The sequence below is a fragment of the Parazoarcus communis genome (assembly GCF_003111665.1).
Lineage (GTDB): Bacteria > Pseudomonadota > Gammaproteobacteria > Burkholderiales > Rhodocyclaceae > Parazoarcus > Parazoarcus communis_B.
In genome coordinates this window covers 3,612,741-3,629,536 of sequence record NZ_CP022188.1, presented here as the reverse complement: position 1 = coordinate 3,629,536, position 16,796 = coordinate 3,612,741, and the positions used below count along the sequence as shown (strand labels likewise).

General features: G+C 60.3%; 14 protein-coding genes. 7 read left to right on the top strand and 7 right to left on the bottom strand.

Annotated elements, in window-relative coordinates; translation table 11 throughout:
* Positions 1 to 54: 54 nt before the first annotated feature.
* From CEW87_RS16560 to CEW87_RS22595, 5 genes are read right to left on the bottom strand one after another with little or no spacing between them, the layout of a single operon-like run.
* Positions 55 to 891, bottom strand: a complete 837-nt coding sequence (locus CEW87_RS16560) for an SDR family oxidoreductase (RefSeq protein ID WP_108977292.1) — start codon at positions 889 to 891, stop codon at positions 55 to 57.
* Positions 888 to 1,499, bottom strand: a complete 612-nt coding sequence (locus CEW87_RS16555) for an isochorismatase family protein (RefSeq protein ID WP_234421562.1) — start codon at positions 1,497 to 1,499, stop codon at positions 888 to 890. Before CEW87_RS16555 ends, CEW87_RS16560 begins: the two co-directional genes overlap by 4 nt.
* Positions 1,496 to 2,035 carry an aromatic-ring-hydroxylating dioxygenase subunit beta gene (locus CEW87_RS16550; RefSeq protein ID WP_234421561.1) on the bottom strand — a complete coding sequence of 180 codons (540 nt, stop codon included), beginning with the start codon at positions 2,033 to 2,035 and terminating at the stop codon, positions 1,496 to 1,498. Before CEW87_RS16550 ends, CEW87_RS16555 begins: the two co-directional genes overlap by 4 nt.
* The gene (locus CEW87_RS16545) at positions 2,016 to 3,377 is read right to left on the bottom strand and encodes an aromatic ring-hydroxylating dioxygenase subunit alpha (protein WP_108974749.1); all 1,362 of its coding nucleotides are present in this window, start codon (positions 3,375 to 3,377) and stop codon (positions 2,016 to 2,018) included. The genes CEW87_RS16550 and CEW87_RS16545 overlap by 20 nt, the downstream gene beginning before the upstream one ends.
* 18 nt (positions 3,378 to 3,395) lie before the next feature.
* Complete coding sequence (locus CEW87_RS22595; RefSeq protein ID WP_199917040.1) at positions 3,396 to 3,746, bottom strand: 2Fe-2S iron-sulfur cluster-binding protein; 351 nt, start codon at positions 3,744 to 3,746, stop codon at positions 3,396 to 3,398.
* Positions 3,747 to 4,608: 862 nt separating this feature from the next.
* On the opposite strand from CEW87_RS22595, the gene CEW87_RS16535 reads away from it, so the two are divergent.
* From CEW87_RS16535 to CEW87_RS16505, 7 genes are all read left to right on the top strand, one after another.
* A complete protein-coding gene (locus CEW87_RS16535; RefSeq protein ID WP_108974747.1) occupies positions 4,609 to 5,529 on the top strand; it encodes a branched-chain amino acid ABC transporter permease in 921 nt (306 codons plus the stop codon).
* 2 nt (positions 5,530 to 5,531) lie between these two features.
* Complete coding sequence (locus tag CEW87_RS16530; RefSeq protein ID WP_108974746.1) at positions 5,532 to 6,527, top strand: branched-chain amino acid ABC transporter permease; 996 nt, start codon at positions 5,532 to 5,534, stop codon at positions 6,525 to 6,527.
* A complete protein-coding gene (locus CEW87_RS16525) occupies positions 6,524 to 7,273 on the top strand; it encodes an ABC transporter ATP-binding protein (RefSeq protein ID WP_108974744.1) in 750 nt (249 codons plus the stop codon). The genes CEW87_RS16530 and CEW87_RS16525 overlap by 4 nt, the downstream gene beginning before the upstream one ends.
* Entirely contained in the window at positions 7,270 to 7,986 is a 717-nt protein-coding gene (locus CEW87_RS16520) for an ABC transporter ATP-binding protein (protein ID WP_108974742.1), read from the top strand. Before CEW87_RS16525 ends, CEW87_RS16520 begins: the two co-directional genes overlap by 4 nt.
* A 63-nt stretch (positions 7,987 to 8,049) precedes the next feature.
* On the top strand, positions 8,050 to 9,228 hold the full coding sequence (locus tag CEW87_RS16515; protein ID WP_108974740.1) for an ABC transporter substrate-binding protein: 1,179 nt from the start codon (positions 8,050 to 8,052) through the stop codon (positions 9,226 to 9,228).
* Between the two features lie 210 nt (positions 9,229 to 9,438).
* A complete protein-coding gene (locus tag CEW87_RS16510) occupies positions 9,439 to 10,467 on the top strand; it encodes an AraC family transcriptional regulator (RefSeq protein ID WP_108974738.1) in 1,029 nt (342 codons plus the stop codon).
* A 102-nt stretch (positions 10,468 to 10,569) separates the two neighbouring features.
* Positions 10,570 to 12,153, top strand: coding sequence for a phytoene desaturase family protein (locus tag CEW87_RS16505; protein WP_234421560.1), 1,584 nt, complete (start codon positions 10,570 to 10,572; stop codon positions 12,151 to 12,153).
* A gap of 225 nt (positions 12,154 to 12,378) precedes the next feature.
* Here the strand turns inward: CEW87_RS16505 and CEW87_RS16500 are convergent, their stop codons facing one another.
* On the bottom strand, positions 12,379 to 14,013 hold the full coding sequence (locus CEW87_RS16500; protein ID WP_108974736.1) for a methyl-accepting chemotaxis protein: 1,635 nt from the start codon (positions 14,011 to 14,013) through the stop codon (positions 12,379 to 12,381).
* A gap of 98 nt (positions 14,014 to 14,111) precedes the next feature.
* Positions 14,112 to 16,796 carry an EAL domain-containing protein gene (locus CEW87_RS16495; RefSeq protein ID WP_108974734.1) on the bottom strand — a complete coding sequence of 895 codons (2,685 nt, stop codon included), beginning with the start codon at positions 16,794 to 16,796 and terminating at the stop codon, positions 14,112 to 14,114.

Genomic DNA, 16,796 nt, shown 5'->3' with positions numbered 1-16,796 from the left:
TTCGGGGCGAAGGTGAATCATCACCTTCGCCCCGAATCCTTTAAGCGGCAGCCATCATCCGCCCTTGTCCGCATCCCCGTTTGCCAACCGGTCGAACCAGGTTCGCGGAGAGATCCCCTGATCGGGCCCGAGAATGGAGAAGCCACCATCGACGGACAGATCCGACCCTGTCATCCATGAGGCCTCTTCGCTGGCTGCAAATGCGATCACGCGGCCGATCTCTTCACCACGGCCCACACGACCGAGCGGATGGAAGTGCGCGCCCACCGCATCCGCCACCGCGGTTGAACCACCGCTCATGCGCTCGACTGCCGGCGACCAGGTCCAAGCCGGCGATACCGACAGCACCCGGACTCCCAGCGGCGCCAGCGTAACGGCGAAATTCTTCGTGACCTGGATGATCGCTGCCTTTGATGCGGGATAGATCGCCCGCCCGTCAGCACCAAACTTTCCCCCTGTACTGCCCAAGTTGATCACGACACCGCCCCGCGTCATCCGCTCGGCCGCCTTCTGCGTGAATATCGCGGCGGAGACCAGGTTTACGTTGAGCGTACTCAGCCACTGCGCCCGGGAAGATGCCAAGCCCTGATCGTCGTAACTGCAGGCATTGTTCACCAGCAGGTCGAGACGCCCAAAACGCTGGATCACCTGTTTGATGCAGGCGTCGATCGCACCATCGTCGGTGATGTCGGTCTCGACAAAGGTGGCCACCGGTCCAATCTCCGCCGCCACCGCTTCACCCGCGGCGCGCCCGCGGCCAACCAGAAACACCTGCGCACCAGCCTTGGCCAGTGAGCGTGCGATATCCGCACCGAGGCCCTGGGTTGCACCAGTCACGATGGCGATCTTTCCGTCGAGACGCGTTTGGGTTCGAATGTCCGTATCCGTCATGTACATGCCTCCCCACGAAACTTCTCAAGCGCACGGTCGGCCTCGGTCACCGTAGCAATCAGGCCCATGCTCGCCAGCGATGCCAGATGGACGTTGCGATCCGCCGCGGCGCAGGCATCGGCTGCGACCCAGACGTCAAACCCACGATCGGCGGCGTCACGCACTGTGCTTTCGACGACTGAGTGGGTGGCGACTCCGGCGACGATCAGGGTTCTGGCGCCCAGCAACTGCAGCAACTGTTCGAGCTGTGTGCCGTAGAACGCGCTGATTCGCGTGTGCTTCACCACGAACTCGCGCTTGCTCTCCACGGGTGCCAGCGTATCGAAGAACCCGGCGCCCCATTCCCCGTCACGCACCGCACCGATCTCTTCCGTGCGACGGAAGATTGGCGTATTGCGTGCAAGGTCTGCGTAATCCGGCCGGAACGCGATCCGTACATGAATGAGTGGCCAGCCGTCGGCGCGTGCCCCCGCGAGCAGTCGCCCCGCAGCTGCGATCAGGGCCTCACGAGCGGGGTCCTGATCGCCCAGGCCAATCCGGATGCGCCCATCTGGATGCAGAACATCGTTCTGATAATGCAGCGCAAGAACAACCGGTGTGGTGTTCAAATGAAAACCTCCAGATTGGCGAACACGGCATCGCAATTCACGAGGTTCACCCGTTTGAGCACGATCTCCCATCCATCGTCGACCGCAGCGAGCTTGTGGAACACCACCCCCGCGAGCTGACGCTGCTCCGACCGCCATTCAGTGAGCTGGAAGGTCGACCGCACAATCAGATTGCCCGCGGCGTCAGCCCCTTCGATGGTGATGTTGCCGATGACATGCGCACTGCGTGTTGGCGGTTGCTGTGACCAGTTGCGGGCATTTTCAACACGCCGGACCCTTACCTCCCGCAGCATCCTGTCTTCCCAGAACAGGGAGATCTGCTCGAAGGGGTTGAGCTGGTCGTGGAAGCGCGGCACCCAATAACGGCCATCCTCGGACCAGAGCGCCAGCCATTCGGAAAAACGCCGTTCGTCGAGCAGGCGCACTTCATGGAAGAGAAACAGTTCTACAGCGCGCTGTTGCTCTGCGGATATCGATGCCGGTGTGACCGGCGACGTTGAAACATCAATAGTGCGATCAAGCAGTTGCATGGCCATCCTCCATGTTCGATTGCAGCTGTCCGGCGCCGGTCACAGCGGGCGGGTTGAGCATGTATTGTTTCCACGCGGCAAACTGGTTCCTCATCGGCAGTTCGCTCGTCCCGTTGGTCGACACCCAGCCATCCGGCGTCTCAAGATCCGTACCGAGGTAGCGGTGGAGACTGACCCAGTCCCCACCGTTGGTGCGGTTACCTTCCTGGCAGCGCTTGTAGACCTCGACGTCATCGGGCATGACGTTTGACGAGGGGGAGTTGATCAGGTTGGCATAGGTCAGCGCACGATCGAACACCGCCTGTGGTGCGCCCTTGAGGCGAAAGGTCTGGATCTCGATCATCGTGTGGTCGACGCTGATCGGGATGATCTTGCGAAACTGCTGGAACACCGTATGCGGCGAACCACTGCCGTAGAGAATGGTGTTGTGGCGGTTCATGCCCATGATTTCGCGCGCGCGGGCCTCGCCGTAAGCCTCCGAGAGCGAACTGAAATGTGCGCGTGAGACCGGGTCACGTGTCGCCGCTGCGGGGTCAAAGATGGCTTCCATATAGCCATGGCCGTTGGGGTAGGCGCGCAGCTCGAGCTTTTCCCAGAATTCGTACGGCTCGCCGTTGCCATCCATGATCAGCAGCTCGAAAGGCATCTCCCCGAGCGTTTTCGCCTCTTCACGTGCGGCAACATATGACGATTCGTGAGTAATGCGGGCGTGCATCGTGTCGTGCAGGTTCTCGTAGAACACCTTCCAGTTCGAACTCTGCATTACCTTGAACGAACCGCCCGCCACCTCCACTTCGCCGACCGGTGAGCGGTCGCAGAGGTTGTCGATGGACGAAATCACACCGCCGAGAAAGGCTTTCAGATCCGGCCCCTCGGCTGCCTGACAGGCAAAGACGAAGCCACGATAGATCTCGACTCGCGCCACCTTTTTCATTGAAAAATCAGGGTGTGAAGGGTCGTAACACGTCCCTTCCAGGCCGCTTTTCAGCGGTGCGGAAAGGTGGCTGCCATCGAGCTTGAATGTCCAGGCGTGATAGGGGCAGCGGAAGAACTTGCCCGTGCAACCTTCCCCGTCAGCGACGACCTTGGCACCCTTGTGCGGACAGCGGTTGTACACGACATGTACCTTGCCATCAGCCGCTCTGACCATGATGACGTCCTGATCTCCGATGCGCGTCGTATGGTAATCACCCGTTTTCGGAACCTGGCTTTCATGGCCCACATAGATCCAGGCTTGACCGTAGATCCGCTCCATCTCGAGCGCAAAAATCTCGGGATCCGTATAGACCCGTTTGTGCACGCTGTCCGCGCGCACGCAGGATGCGAGCACTTCAAGGGATAAGGTCATGCAGTTCACCTCCTAAGGTTAAAGATCGAGCACCAGGTGCCCTGTACGGGCGCGCGAAACACAGGTGCAGAAGCCACCGGCATCACGCTCGCGTGCCGACAGACAGATATCGCGGTGATCGGCCTCGCCTTCGATCACCTGTGTCACACAGATGCCGCATTCGCCCCGACGACAATCGAACATCGGGTCGAGCCCGGCCTCCTCCATCACATCCATCACGGTTTTTCCAACTGCAACCTCAAAGGAAAGCCCGCTTCTCGAAAGCGCTACGGTGAAGGGTTTGTCGTCCTTCCCGTCGAGCGCACCGCTGAAGAGTTCACAATGCAGCGCCGTTTCTTCCCAGCCCTGCTTGCGTGCCGTATCGAGCACCCCGCCAATGAACCCTTTCGGGCCGCAGACATACAAATGGCGTCCCTCGACGGGGGGGCCCGATGACGCCCGGCAGAGGCATTCCGCGCAACGGGTCTCCACCGTCAAACCAGCACCGGGATCCGGGCAAGGCTTCGACCTCCGCGCAATAGGCTGCCGTGTCGGATGACCGCGCGGCGTAATGAAGTTCGAAAGGCGCGCCGGCGCGATGAAGGCTGCGGGCCATGCACAGGATGGGCGTGATGCCGATGCCACCGGCAAGCAAGAGGTGCGCGCTGGCGGTGTCGGACAGGGGGAACGCATTCACGGGTACGGACGCAGTAACAAACGCGCCAACGTGAAGTCCGTGAACCCAGCGCGACCCGCCTGTGCCCGATTCCTCGAGTTGCACAGCGATCTCATAGCAGTCTCCCCCGTCGGCCGGCGCAACCAGTGAGTAGGCACGATGCAACACCGGGGTGTCGGCCGACGCGGGAACACACAACTCGATGTGTGCTCCCGCATCGTGGTGAGGTATGGGCAACCCGTCTACCGTCGCCAGGATCAATCTACGGATGCGCGGTGTCAGCTGATCAATACGCGCTACGCGCAGTTCGAGTGAGGTCATTCAGAAAGCTCCATGAGGACAGCCAGGCAAGCGGCTCGTCGGCGAGAGCAAATCTATTCACTCGTACTTCCACGCAATAGCCAGCACTGGCACCTGCTGTCCGCAAATTGCAGATCAGCACCGATTTGCCTGAAACGGACAAGGCAAACGCCCTGCCTGCCTAATCCGGATAGTCCGCCCCTGGAAATTCCCGAAGAATCAATTCGCCATGGCATCGCGCCAAGGCCAAAACGAACCCGGAGGGATGGAATTCGAATGGACGCGATCTTCCTGATTGAACAACTGCTGAACGGTGTCGGCTATGGCCTGATGCTCTTCATGCTTGCAGCCGGTCTAACCCTGGTCTTTGGCGTCATGGACACGATGAACCTCGCCCATGGCACGCTTTTCATGCTCGGCGCCTACTTCGCAGCCACGATTCACGTCCTGACCGATTCCTTTGCGCTCGCCATCGTGCTGGCGGTGATCCTGACGATGATCGTCGGCGCACTTCTTGAGGTTCTCCTGATGAGACGCCTCTACCAGCGCAATCACCTGAATCAGGTGGTTGCCACCTTTGGCGTCATTCTGCTGGCCGACGATTTCGTCAAATGGGCATGGGGCGCAGCGCCCGTCATGGCCTCGGCGCCCGAGGCTCTGTCGGGGCCGCTCGAGTTGGGCGGCGGTTTGCTCTACCCGGCCTACCGCCTGCTCATAGTCGGTGCAGGGGTGCTCGCCGCCGTGGCGCTCTACCTGATCGTGAACCGCACGCGGGTCGGGATGCTGGTTCGTGCTGGGGCATCCAACCGCCACATGGCCGAAATGATGGGGGTGAGGGTCAGGACCGTGTTCACCCTTATTTTCGTCATCGGTGCAGCACTTGCCGGCGTGGCGGGCTCGCTGATGGGGCCGATCACCTCGGTACAGGTCGGGATGGGCGAATCGATCCTGATCCCGGCGCTGGTCGTGATCGTCATCGGCGGTATCGGTTCGGTGCGCGGCTCCCTGATCGCGGCGCTCCTCGTCGGCGTGGTCGATACCGCAGGCCGCGCCTTCATCTCACCGATTTTGCGTGAAATCAGCTCCCCCACTTTCGCGGCCGATGTCGCTCCTGCCCTGTCCAGTGTGGCCATGTACGTACTTATGGCCCTGATCCTGATTTTCAAGCCCGCAGGGCTTTTCCCCGCCAGAGGATAAACATGCAAACGAACGTGAGCTCGCCCTCCCTTAAAAATCCACTTGTGGCGGGAAGCCTGTTTCTCGCCCTCGTCTCCCTCCCCGTCATCGCGACAGCCTTCGGGCTTGAGTACTACATCGGATTCGCGATGCGAATGCTGATCGTGATGCTTATTGCCAGCAGTCTGAACTTTCTGATGGGGTGTGGCGGGCTGGTGGCACTGGGGCACGCCAGCTTCGTTGGCATGGGCGCCTATGCCCTCGTCGCGCTCATGGAGGCAGGCGTCGAGTCCACATGGCTCCTGTGGTTGGGCGCGATGGCCGTGGCTGCGCTCGCTGCGCTCGCCGTCGGCGCGCTATCCCTTCGCACCAGCGGCGTCTACTTCATCATGATCACACTCGCCTTTGCGCAGATGCTCTACTACCTTGCGGTGTCCTTGCGGGTGTATGGGGGCGACGACGGCTACAACCTCACCGTGAGCCCGTCACTCGGTTTCGGTCTCGATATCGACGACGACCGGATCCTGTACTGGGTGGTGCTGCTCACATGCACCGTCGTCTTTGCCTTCCTGTATCAGCTCGTCGGCACACGCTTCGGCCAGGCAATGATCGGCATCCGCGACAACGAGGGCCGCATGCGGGCGCTGGGCTACCCGAGCTACCTCCTCAAACTGCAGGCCTTCGTCCTTACCGCAGCAATCGCCGGTCTCGGGGGCGCGATGATGGTGACCCAGAACGGCTTCATCAGCCCGTCGAGCATGCACTGGTCGCAGTCCGCAATCCTGATCGTGATGGTCGTCCTCGGCGGACTCGGCCATCGCTGGGGCGGCGTGGCCGGGGCCGCGGTATGGGTCAGCCTCGAAGAGGTCCTGAGACAGCTGACCGAATTCTGGCACTGGCCCCTGGGCGCCCTGCTCATCGCCATCATCCTTTACGCCCCCGACGGCTTGTCCCCTTTGTTCAGCCGCGCTACGACCGGCTGCAAGACGAACCGGTTTCTGCGCTGGAGGTCAGCATGAGTCTGTTTACTGCAAGCGGCCTGATCAAAGAGTTTCGCGGTCTGCGCGCAACCGACCATGTCAGCATCGCAGTCGAAAGCGGCGAAGTCCACGCACTGATCGGCCCCAATGGCGCCGGCAAGAGCACGCTGGTCAACCTGATCTCGGGCATGTTGCCGGCCGATGCCGGACAGATCACGCTCGACGGTGTCGAGCTCACCGGCTTACCGCCACATAAGCGTGTCCGTGCCGGCCTGTCGCGTTGCTTTCAGGTCACGAACCTGTTTCGAAAGGCGAGTGTGCGTGACAACCTGCGCACGGCGGTACAGGCGCATCGCGGCAGCAGTTTCCGCCTGTTAGGTACTCGCAACGCCGAAATGGAGATCAACGCGGAGGCGGAGTCGATCGCAGCTCAGGTCGGGCTCTCGCATACGCTCGATCATATCGCCGGCAGCCTTCCTCATGGTGCCCAACGTCAGCTCGACATCGCGCTTGCGCTGGCCGCTCGACCCCGACTGTTGCTGCTCGACGAACCCATGGCAGGCATGGGACCTGACGAATCCGCACGCGTCGTTGAACTCATCGACGAGTTGCGCAAGCACATGGCGATTCTGCTTATCGAGCACGACATGGATGCGGTCTTCAAACTCGCCGACCGCATCTCGGTACTGGTGTACGGCAAGGTCCTTGCCAGCGGCAATGTCGACAGCATCCGTGCCAACCCTGATGTCCAGGCGGTTTATCTCGGTACGGGGGAACCCACATGAACGGCAACGCACTGCTGTCCTGTTGCAACCTTCAGGCCGGTTACGACGCGAGCAAGGTCCTGTTTGACGTGAGCTTTGCGATCCGTCCGGGCGAAGTCATCGGCTTGCTTGGCCGCAACGGCATGGGCAAGAGCACAACCATCAAGTGCATCACCGGCGCCCTTTCGCCAAGTCAGGGTGAGATCCGTTTTCGGGGTGAACAGGTGGCCGGGCGGCGTATGGACACCATCGCCCGAATGGGTGTGGCAACCGTTCCGGAAGGTCGTCAGTGCTTCCCCAACCTGTCGGTAAGCGAACACCTCACCGCATTTGCGGAGAACCGCAGCCGAACCAGTCCGCCTTGGACACGTGAGCGCATCTACGCCCTCTTTCCGCGCCTGGCAGAGCGCGCCAACAACATGGGCGATCAACTGTCAGGCGGAGAACAGCAGATGCTCGCGATTGGGCGGGCGCTGTCGACGAACCCGCACCTGCTGATCCTCGACGAGGCAACCGAGGGCCTCGCGCCCTTGATACGCGAGGAGATCTGGCGCTGCATCTCCGCGTTGAAAGCCCAGGGGCAGACCATTCTGATCGTCGACAAATACGTCGACAAACTGGTTCAACTCGCCGACCGCCACCTGATTCTTGAACGCGGCAGGCTGGTCTGGAGCGGCAGTTCAGCCGAGCTCGATGCCGACCGGAGTCTGTGGCACCGCTACATGGGCGTTTGAGCCCTTTCACCGCACTACCGTCACCCCAACACCCCAACACCCCAACACCCACGGAGTATGGACATGAAGAGAAAACTAGCCTGTATTGCCACAACTCTTGCCGCGGCCGCGTTGCTGGCCGCGCCTGCCCAGGCCGCCGACGAAATCCGGATCGGTTTCCTCACCACCCTTTCGGGGCCTGGAGGTGCACTTGGAACCGACGTTCGGGACGGGTTCCAGCTCGCCCTTTCCCACTCCGGCAACAAGCTTGGCGGACTTCCGGTACAGCTGAACGTCGTCGACGACCAGCAGAATCCTCAGACCGGCCGCCAGAACGTCGAGCGCTTCATCAAGCGCGACAAGGTAGACCTGATCACCGGGGTCGTGTTCTCCAACGTCCTGCTGCCGGTTCTGCCACAAATACTCAAGAGCAACACGGTCTATCTGTCCACCAACACCGGACCGCGCGATTATGCGGGCGAAAATTGCGATCCGAACTTCTTCGCGATTGCCTGGCAGAACGAGGACATCCCCTCGGCGATGGGCAAGTTCGCCACCGAGAAAGGCTACAAAAAAATCGCAATGATCGCCCCGAATTACCCCGGCGGCCGGGAATCTCTCGATGGGTTCAAGCGCCTCTACAAGGGCGAGATCGCTGAAGAGATCTACACCAAGCTGGGACAACTGGACTACGCAGCCGAACTGGCAACAATTCGCATGTCGAAACCCGATGCGGTCTTCTTCTTCCTTCCTGGTGGCATGGGTGTCAACTTCATCAAGCAGTTCGACGGTGCTGGACTAAACCGTCAGATGGCACTGCTCGCGCCTGGATTCTCCGCCGACGAGGACACCATCAAGGCAGTCGGAGGAGCCATCGCGGGTCTCTACAATGCGTCCCAATGGGCCGCCGATCTCGACAACGCCCCCAACAAGCGTTTCGTTTCCGACTTCATAAGCACCTATGGGCGCAAACCAAGCATGTATGCGGCGCAGGCATACGATGCGGCACTGCTGATCGACAGCGCGGTAAAGAAAGTGGGGGGGCACATCGAAGATGGCCCGGCCTTCCGTGCTGCGCTGAAGGCCGCGGAGTTCCACTCGATTCGAGGCGATTTCCGCTTCAACACCAACCAGTTCCCCATTCAGGACCTGTATATGCGCGAAGTATTCAAGGACGCCGATGGCACGGTCACGAACAGGACGGTCGGCAAGGTATTGACCGCCCATGCAGATCCCTTCGTCGGCGAGTGCCCGATGAAGTAACCCCCCAGCGTTTGACGCTCTCCGCGACTCCACGCACAGGCGCCCCGACGAACGAGCTTTCTGTCGTTCTCAGGACGCCTTTTCCAATTGTCGGTCCAAGAAGCATGCACGCCCCCCATATTTGCTTTACAGTTAAATTACATCTGCAGTTAATTTTTCAGGTCAGCGAGATGTCGCTTCTGCAACGCAAGCACTGGAGACAGACCGGACATGGATCTATTGCCCCAGCTGGATCTATCAAAGATCTATCATCGCCCCGTCTTTCGTTCACACTCGGCTGAGGATTCTCACCAGGCGCTGAGCCGGGCCATCACCCACCATCAACTCAATTGGGGTCGTGGAGACGTCTCAACCGCACTCTACAGACGCGAACTGAACCGCATCAGCCTGATGATCCTGAGCTATGGCGCAGAGGTCATCATACGGCCCAATGCCTTCAAGGACTTCGTTCTGGTGCAAATGCCCCTGCGCGGAAGCGCAGAGATCGAATCGGATGGTGTCGGCATTCACCTCAACAGTGGCGAAGTCGCCGTTGTTGCGCCACGTCGCAGTATCCGCCTGCATTGGCAAGCCAATTGCGAACAACTCATCCTGAAATTGCCAACCGAGTTGTTGCGCCAGACAGCCTGTCAAACCTGCGCCTTGAGTCACTGTCCCTCACTCGGAGCGGACTGCCAGCCGTGGATCGATCCAGTGTTCAAGCTCGCAGGTGGCATCGCACCGCAGTGGCAAGCCCTGTTGCAACAGATGCTGTCGCTGCTTTCTCCGGACCAAGCCAGAGAGCTGCATCCCAGCTGGATCAACCAGTTCGAGCAGACCGCAGCGCTCTTCCTTCAGTCTCATCAACCGTCAGTCCTCGAACGTGACAACCAGGGAGACGAAGACAGCAGTGATTTCAACCAGATGCCGGCTCCCTTCGATACCCGCTTAACACGAATCGAGGACTACATGCGCAGCCGCCTGTTTGCTCCAATTTCGCTTGCCGACCTCGCACGTGTCGCGGAAGTCAGTCCTCGAACGCTTAACGTACTCTGTCATCGCCACCGCGGCGTTGCCCCGATGGTCTTGCTGCGGAATTTGCGCCTTGAGGCGGCCCGGAACAAGCTCATATCGGACCCGCGCGCGAGCGTGACCGAAGTCGCGATGGAATATGGTTTCGGTCATTTGGGGCGCTTTTCCGCCTATTACCGCGAGCGTTTTGGTGAGCTTCCCAGACAGACAAGTCTGATGCGGCACTGAACGGAGTCAGCGCTGCGGAAAGCGGATACGAATCTGCGCATAGCGGATATTTTTCGCAGGTCGTTAGCGGCAAGCTTAAGAGCGTGCCCCACTGAGATTTCAATGATGAGCAAATACGACGCAATCATCGTCGGTAGCGGAATCAACTCCCTCGTCTGCGCAGGCGTGCTGGCGAAACGCGGAAAGAAGGTGCTTGTACTCGAACGCGAAGCGGTACTTGGCGGCTGTATTCGCACCGAGGCCCTGACTGTACCGGGTTACCTGCATGACACCATGTCGACCGCCCATCCGCTGTTCGTCACCGGCCCGGGCTACGCCGAGCTGAAGGATGGCCTGCACGCAAACGGGCTTGAGTACTGCAACAACAGCACCCCCACCGGCGTGCTGCTGCCCGACGGCCGTTTCCTCATCATGGGGCGCGACCGCGCAGCCAACATCGCAAGCATGAACGCGCTGGCGCCCGGCGACGGAGATGCCTACGCCGAAGGCATGGGCTTCGTCGAGCAGAACGCCGAACTCATCTTCTCGCTGCTGGGCAACGAACTGTGGAGTTCCAGCGTTGGCAAGATGATGCTTGGCCGGGTGTGGAAACAGGGCGCACATGAAACCCTCGCCTTCTTCGGCCCCGCAATGCAAAGCTGTCGCGCCTGGCTGGAAACGCAGTTCAATGACGAGCTCGTGCGCGCACTGCTGGCGCCGTGGGTGCTGCACACCGGACTCGGGCCGGAAAGCCCCATGTCGGCGCTGATGGCGCGCGTCATCGCGTTCACGCTTGAAGGCGTCGGACTGCCACTGGTCAAAGGCGGAAACGCGCGCACGGTCGATGCTTTCCGCGCGCTGATCGAAGGTGCTGGTGGTCAATTCCAAACCGGCGCCGACGTCGCCGAGATCCTCGTCGACGGCAAGAAGGTGAGCGGCGTGCGTACTGCCGATGGCAAGGTGTTCGAGGCCCGGCAGGTCATCTGCAACGTCACGCCCACCCAGCTCTACGGCCGGCTGCTCAAGCAGGACGATGCCCCGGCCCCGCTCCGACGCCAGGCCACCGAGTACCGCTACGGCAAGGGCAACATGCAGATTCACCTCGCACTGTCCGAGCCGCCGCAATGGGCGGATCCGCAACTGCGCGAAGTGATCTACCTGCACCTCACGCCCGGGATGGACGGTGTATCACGTGCTGTCAACGAGGCCGAACGTGGCCTGCTGCCTGCGGAAGGTACCGTCTGTGTATGTCAGCCCTGCGCCGTAGATCCGTCGCGGGCGCCCGACGGCGGGTGGATCATGTGGATTCAGTTGCCCGAATGTCCCCGCAGCATCCGTGGTGACGCGCGCGGTGAGATCGAAGCGCCCGCCGACGGAAAATGGTCTGCTGACATTGCCGAACGTTATGCCGACCGCGCAATCGAACGGATTGCTGCGCACGTACCGAACCTGAAGGCGAGCATCATCGGTCGCAAGGTCGTCTCCCCGGCTGATCTGGAGAGAATGAACATGAACCTCGTCGGCGGCGACCCCTATTCGGGTGAATGCGCGATCGACCAGTACCTGTTCTGGCGCCCGGTTCGTGGCGTGAAGGATCACAGCACGCCGATCAAGGGCCTGTACCACATCGGCGCGTCGACGCACCCGGGACCCGGGCTCTCCGGCGCATCGGGTTTTCACGTTGCCAATGCATTGGCGAAGCGCTGAGAGCCTTTCCGGCCAGCGCACGACTGTTGGCGCGCCCGGCATCCGCATGCGCAGGTGAGCGAGTTCCGCTTTGCCGCCGCACCAAACCTGCAGCCTGCCTGCCTTGAACCAAGGCAGGCAGGCTGCACCGTTTTAAACATGTAAAGACAGGGTTGGGTCGGAAGGACTTCAAGCTCGGGATGCAATGTCGCATCCCGAGCTTGAAGCGAGCGCCTCGCACGCCCCCTAGACTACGAACTGCCCCATGGCCATCTTCATGCGGCCGACCGAACGATCGAGACTGTCGACCGCAGCGCGGGTTTGGGCGACGACCGCCATGTTCTGATCGGTCATCGATGCGACGCGCTCGACGCTCTGTGCCATCACCACCATCGCATTGTTCTGCTCGGCAGACGAGTGGGTAATATCATTGACCATGCTCAGGGTCTTGCTCATCTGGGTATTGATCTCCAGCAGCGCGCCTTGTGCGTCCTGCACCAGTTTCACGCCGCTTTCGACCTGAGTTGCACCCTGCCGCATTCCACTGACTGCTTTCTGGGTTTCAACCTGGATCGAGCCGACCATGGTGCTGATCTCCTTCGTGGCATTGCCGGTGCGCTCGGCGAGCTTGCGCACTTCGTCGGCAACGACGGCAAATCCTCGCCCCTGCTCTCCGGCGCGTGCAGCCTCAATTGCCGCGTTCAGGGCCAACAGGTTTGTCTGGTCGGCGATGTCGCTGATCACTCCGGTGATGCGAGAGATCTCCGCCGACTGGGACCCCAGAAACTCGACCTGAATCGCCGCATTCTTGACGGTTTCCGCCAGTGCGAGAATCGTTTCGCAGGCTTGGGCAGACAAGGTGCTGCCACGTGCAGAAACCGTGCTCGCATGCTGCGCTGCGGTCCGCGTTGCCTCGGCATGCTCGGCAACTTCGCCGATCGATACCGTAATCTGTTCGATGCCGGCCGCCGCGGACGATGTTGCGTCGCTCTGTACCCGTGCCGAATCGCTGACATTGCCGACGCCCGAGCCGACTTCGCCCGAAACGCTGACCACCCGCTCGGCGGTATCGCTCATTCCCTGCACCGTTGCCTGTACCGAGGAGACAAAGCGGTCGACGCTGCGACCGATATCGCCCAGAACGTCCCGCCGTGAGAGGGTGAAACGCTTGCGCAAATCGCCGGTAACCAGCAGGTGGTCGAGATGCTCGTGCAAGGAGGTCATATCGCTGGCAATCCGTGGCAGACCGAAGACCAGGAAGAAGGTCCCCCACAGCAAGCCCGTCGCGGCGATCGCGAGCATGACATCAGGCAGGAGCGGTAAGGAGACAAAACGATCGACCAGTACGAAGAGTGCGAGCACTGCCATCAGCAAGCCGAGTCCGACAAGCTGGATGTTCACCGAGTTGAGGATTGCCCACAGCGAACGTCGCGTGGGGACGACCCGGCCATGTTTGACGCAAATCGACTTATCGCCTTCCCTGATGCGTTTGTACGCTTCCTCGGCCGCGACCACCTCTTCCCGGCTCGGACGGGCACGAACAGACTGGTATCCAACGACTTGTCCGTTCTCGCGTACAGGCGACGCATTCGCCACCACCCAGTAGTAGCCACCGTCGCTGCGCAGGTTCTTGACGATTCCACGCCACGGCCGCCCCTCCTTGAGATCGCGCCACATGTCGGCAAACGCCTCTGCAGGCATGTCCGGGTGACGCACCATGTTGTGGGCCTGGCCAATCATCTCCTCCGGACGGTAGGCACTGATCCGCGCAAAGGCTTCGTTTGCTTCGACGATGATACTTTTAAGGTCGGTACGCGAGTATATGAACTCACCCTCGGGCAGCAGGGTTTCAATGTTTGTTACGCTGGCGGATTTGCGCATGTCACCCTCGGGAACCTGTCTCTTGTTGTAGTAAACGCCATACCTTTGGTATGGCTTTAAGCACGGCTATCAGCTTTGCTGATGCCGGAATCCCCTTGTTATGGCGTGCCTTTCCCGGTTCCGAGCCATCTGTTTGCGAACACGACAGGCGACTCCGGGCGGCCAAAAAGATAGCCTTGCGCCTTGTCGCAGCCCAGGGCCAGCAGGCGTTCAGCCTGAGCGGACTCCTCCACGCCTTCCGCAAGCGTTCGAAGGCCGAGGTTCTTTGCCATTGCAATGATGGTGGCGACGATGCTGTGGTCATTCCGGTCCTTGAGCATGGAACGGACAAACGACATGTCGACCTTAAGCGTATGAGCCGGAAAACGTTTGAGATAGGCGAGCGACGAATGCCCGGTTCCGAAATCGTCGATAGCAATCGTGAAGCCGGCCTCGACAAGCGCCCGGGTGACCTTCATCGCGCAGTCGGGATCGTGCATCATGCCGGACTCGGTGATTTCGAGTTCGATCTGGTCAGGCGATACTCCGGCTTCGCGGATGATCGTAATCGCGCGACGGGCAAAATCCTCGCGGTCGATCTGCTGTGCAGCCACGTTGATTGCCAGACGACCAGGCAGCGTCAGGCCCGCCTTGCTCCAGAACTGCAGTTGATGGCAGGCCTGTTTGATCACCCATTCACCAAGCGTGATCATCATTCCCCGCTCTTCCGCAATCGGAATGAACTCTGCCGGGCTCACCCAGCCCCACTCCGTATCTCGCCAGCGCAGCAGCGCCTCGGCACCCGTCAGCGCTCCCGTCCTGAGATCAATCTGGGGCTGATAGTGGAGCTGGAGGCGATCCTCCTGCAACACACGATGAAGCCGATGAGCGACTTCGAGTCGCCGAGCCAGTTCGACGCCCATCTCCGAATCGTAGAAACAGTAGCGACCGCCCCCGCCGTTCTTGGCCCGGTACATCGCGATATCGGCATGCTTCAGCAGTTGCTGCGCGTCGGCGCCATCGCCCGGAAACAGTGCCACGCCCGTGCTCGCCCCGATCGAGAAGGCGTTCTCTCCAATCTCGATTGCCTTCACCAGTACCCGGTTCAGGCGCTCGGCAATCAATGTTGCCCCCGAACGTCCGGTTTCATGCGCGATGATGACGAACTCGTCCCCACCGAGACGCGCCAGCGTCTCATCGTGGCGCAGCGTCGTCTGGAACCGACGCGCGACCTCGGACAACACCAGATCGCCGCAGGCATGTCCCTGCGTGTCGTTGACCTCCTTGAACCGATCGAGGTCGATGAACAGCACCGCGATTGATTGCCCTTGACGACTCGCATGCGCCAGCGCCTGATGGAGACGATCCTGGAAAAGCGCCCGATTCGGTAGTCCGGTCAGGGAATCGTAGAAGGCAAACTGTTCGATGCGAACTTCGGAGAGCTTGCGGTCAGTAATGTCCTGAGCCGTTCCCAGTGCGGATATGAGTTCGCCCTTGTCATCGAACTCAAGTGCGGCACGCTCCTCAATCCAGCGAATTTTCCCTTTGACCTGTATCCGGTGCTCGACCCGATACGGTTCGCCGGAGAGCGCAACTTTCCAGGCCCGATTGACGACCTCGCGGTCATCCGGGTGAATCTGGGCAAGAAACTGTTGATAAGAAACTGGCGTTCCGGACGGAGTATCGAAGATTCTGTAAGTTTCTTCTGACCATTCAAGTATGAGCTTATCTCCGCCGCACCGGTCCAGGCTCCAGCTACCGATTCTTGCCACTGCCTGCGCATCACGGAGCATCGCGGCACTGCGAGCGAGTTTTGCCTCTGCATCCCGACGAAAAATTTCTTCGGCGGTGACGGGCTCAAGCACAAGAAGCAACTGCCCAGCTTCTTCTTCCAGACAGATCCGTTTCACGGTCAGCCTGACCTGCTTCTCGCGTCCGTTATCCGGCGCGCGAACCAGGAATGGAGCGTCATACAGATCGACGCCGGTCTCGCGGACATCTGCAATCCGTTGTTCAAGCCCCCTGCCCTCAAGCACAGCCGACAGCCTGTGTCCCGTGATCGAGTTGGATCGAAGGTCAAACATCCTGATGAAGCTCTCGTTCGCCGACAGCACGGATAGTGTTGGCGACAGCACGAGAATCCCATCGTGCATGCTGTTGAACACCATCTCGGCGTAATTCTTCAAGCCAAGAATCGTGTTGTCCCTTGCCTGGATATAGGTGTCGATCGCGAGACCCATATCGAGCAAAACAATCTTGATCAGGGACTGAACGGTGTTGTTGCACTGTTCGTGGTCATCGCTAAAACACCGCTTGATCTCGGGTAACAAGCCTACGAGATAGTTCGCGTAGGCGCCCAGATACCATTTCGGTTCCAGCCCCACACGATGATGGACGAGGCCGACGCGAAGCCGGTGGTGAACGTACTCGCGTCCATAGTCACCTGCAGTCAAGCCTTCGAAGTAGCTGACTTGGGCACGCTGCAACCGCGCGAGGGTATTCGGGTCGGCAAGCAACTTCCGGGTCTCGTCAAACGCAAGGATCTGCTCGTAGAACCTCTCGGCGAAGACGGGTGCGTATCCTTGCAGATGCGAGTGCAACTGCTTCAAACGCGCGACATCCTCCTCACAGAAGCCCAGAAATGCTTTGCGCTCAGCAATCGCGTCATCGTCGAGCTGCAGTTCATGCGCAATGCCTACGACATCAAAGTGCTCAACCTTCATATCATCACGTCCGTCTTGTGGTGCAGGCTGACTCTTCGAAGTCACTGCGACTATTACTGTTGCAGCAACTGATTCGATCAT